3 protein-coding genes are annotated in these 2,884 nt (G+C 39.5%); 2 read left to right on the forward strand and 1 reads right to left on the reverse strand.

Features of this window, described 5'->3' with window-relative positions; genetic code table 11:
* Positions 1-160 precede the first annotated feature (160 nt).
* Entirely contained in the window at positions 161-1,195 is a 1,035-nt protein-coding gene (locus tag GQR46_RS18270) for a phospholipase A (RefSeq protein ID WP_002958796.1), read from the forward strand.
* A 72-nt stretch (positions 1,196-1,267) separates the two neighbouring features.
* On the opposite strand, the gene GQR46_RS18275 is transcribed toward GQR46_RS18270, so the two are convergent.
* Positions 1,268-2,161: a bifunctional GNAT family N-acetyltransferase/hotdog fold thioesterase gene (locus GQR46_RS18275; RefSeq protein WP_165741932.1), complete on the reverse strand. Its 894-nt coding sequence runs from the start codon at positions 2,159-2,161 to the stop codon at positions 1,268-1,270.
* Positions 2,162-2,408: 247 nt separating this feature from the next.
* On the opposite strand from GQR46_RS18275, the gene GQR46_RS18280 reads away from it, so the two are divergent.
* The coding region (locus GQR46_RS18280; protein WP_165741935.1) for a methyltransferase at positions 2,409-2,884 on the forward strand (476 nt) is incomplete at its 3' end.

Raw genomic sequence — 2,884 nt, forward strand, 5'->3', positions numbered from 1 at the left:
AAGCGGCCTAGGCCGCTTTTTTTCTGATCTATATTTACTTTGTATACGTAGTGTCCTCGTTATAAATACAAATTCAGTAAAAGTTCACCGTTACATATGTAAAAAGACGTTATAATTAAATTAACGCATACAACACAACCCGAACCCACAAGGAATTACAATGAGCTGGCGCCACTGGATCACACTTTCTGCCTTAATAAGTACAGCTACCTTCGCACAAGAAGAAGTTGCTACAAATGAGCAAGACAACGACATCGAACTTGTAAAGCAGTGTATTTTAAATGAAGTAATTGGCGGGGATGGTAAACAAACATTAGACGATCTTCGTAAAAAGTGTTCAGCTCTTGAAGAAAACAAACAACTTACCGCGCTTGATAAACGCCAAGCTCGTGAAGAAGTAGGTAAAAAAAATAGAAATGTAATTACGCCACATAAACGTAACTACATTTTGCCTCTTTCGTACGTATCACACCCAAACGATCGCCCTTTTGATGGCTTTGATGCACTAACCGACGACAACGACGGTGAACCGCTCGACAACTTAGAAGCAAAATACCAGCTATCGATAAAAGTGCCTCTTTACGATGATTTTTCGGATAAAGACCAAGCCATATTTTTTGGCTTTACACTGCAATCATATTGGCAGATTTATAACTCAGAAATTTCTTCTCCATTTCGTGAGACCAACTACGAACCAGAGATATTTTGGATAAATTACCTCGACCCAGAAAACGTATTATGGGGCGACGAAATGGCAATCGCATTAGGTATTTCGCATCAATCAAATGGTCGAAGCCAACCAAACTCACGTTCGTGGAACCGTATTTATGCAGACTTTATCTGGGAAAACAGAGGCTTTGTTTTTAGCTTTAAACCTTGGTACCGAATAGCTGAGGACGAAAAAGAAGATATTTTAGAAGCCAATGGCGACGACAACCCAGACATATACAAATACATGGGTTACTTTGAATTTAGCGGCGCGTATCGTTTTCATGACCATGAATTTAGCTTTATGACACGTAACAACTTAAATTCAGATAATCGTGGTGCAATTCAACTCGACTGGTCGTTTCCTTTATGGGGCCGCGTTCGTGGTTATGCACAATACTTTAACGGTTATGGCGAAAGCTTAATTGATTACAATGCGGATGTAGAACGTATTGGTGTAGGTATATTATTAACCGATCTGCTGTGATACTTCCCTAAGTTTTACGCACAAAAAAGCCAAGCATCGCTTGGCTTTTTTGTGTTTTGAACAGCTAAACAGTTATTTTTTTACTACAAACTGTCCTTCAAATTCGGCAACCACGTTATCACCATCGTAAATAGTTACTGGCACTACGTAACTTGCTTTACCATCGGTTTCTAAATCGCTTAACTTGCCCTTACAGGTTTGTATATCAACACAGCCACGTGGGTCAGTAGTAAGCGGTTTTAAGTACTTAATGTTAGCATCGGCTAATACAATATTACCTTCAAGCCCAGCTTCTTTAAGTGCTAAGTACGTAGCGCCCCAACCTGTTAGCGTGGCCAAGCTATAAATAGAGCCTGCAAACATGGTGTTATGTAGGTTTAAGTTAGCGTCTAGGTCGGCGCTGGTTGTAAATTGCCAATCGGTATAGCTTTCTACCTTAATACCCATCGCGTCACTAATTGGAATAGACTCACGCCACGTATTTTGTAGTACTTGCGTCCAATTTGGATGACGGAACCAGCCTGGCTCAGACGGTTTTTGCTTTATCATTTTAAAATGCTGTACATCGCCATACGCTAAATGTGCTTTTTCTTTTAGTTCGTAACCGTGGCGTTTATAAAACTCAAGCGCACGTTCGCGAGCAAATAAAACCAGTTCATCAGCATTTTGTGTCCATGCTATTTTTTCAAGCTCATGTAATAAACGACTACCAATATGTTGATTACGATTCCCTTCAGCAACGGCCATGTAACGCACTTGTGCTTGCTCATGACTGTTAAAGTGCAAACGTGCTACGCCTAGTACTTCGCCTTCTTTATTTTTTATAAAGCGGTGCTCAGAGTCTTGTTCCATATCGTCTTGTTCAGAGCCACGAGGCTCGCCCCAAGGCGCGCGTAATACCTGCCAACGCAATTGGTAATACGCTTGCCAATCTTCGCTACTTTGTGGGGTGCTTACCTGTAACATACATACTCCTGTTGTTATATAAGCCGTAAATAAAAGTCAAAAAAAGGCTACGGCGCTATACTAATAGTATTGGTTATCTACCAAGCTAAAAAAATAAAATAATTAAATTGATTGGCATTATTATGGCAAATACCATACTCCATCTTAAAAAAACTGCAAATACGACTTTGGTGATGGCTGTAAAATAACGTAAAAAAATAATGACAAAGGCCATTGCGCTTTAACGTTGCTAGTTTATGCTGAGAATATGACTGAAAAAATCAATTATATAAATTCACTGACGGGTTTGCTGAGCGATCAATTTATTGAAAATAGCCACAGCATTGGTCAGTTAATCTATTGGCATAAATGCAGTGGCGATCACATTCAAGTACGTGAGCACGAGCAGTTACGCTGGTTACTTATTAACGACACTCTTCAATCTGTTATTGATTTAAATAACCCGGATTTATTACTTTTTCCACACTTATTGTACCTAGATAAGCACTGGCAAGCTCTTAAGCCGCCACAAAAAGTGTTAGAACTCGGCCTTGGCGGCGGTGCAATTCGTAATTATTTACAACACAAATACCCTAAAGCACAAATAACATCGGTTGAAAAAAACGCCGATATTATTGATTGCTATACCCAGTTTTTTTCGTCAAATAAGAATGAGCAACTGCTGTGCGCCGATGCGCAACAGATTTTAGAAAGTGTGCAAAATATTGATTGGATTATTCTAGA

It is taken from the genome of Pseudoalteromonas sp. Z1A6, assembly GCF_011378745.1.
In the GTDB taxonomy this organism is placed as follows: domain Bacteria; phylum Pseudomonadota; class Gammaproteobacteria; order Enterobacterales; family Alteromonadaceae; genus Pseudoalteromonas; species Pseudoalteromonas arctica.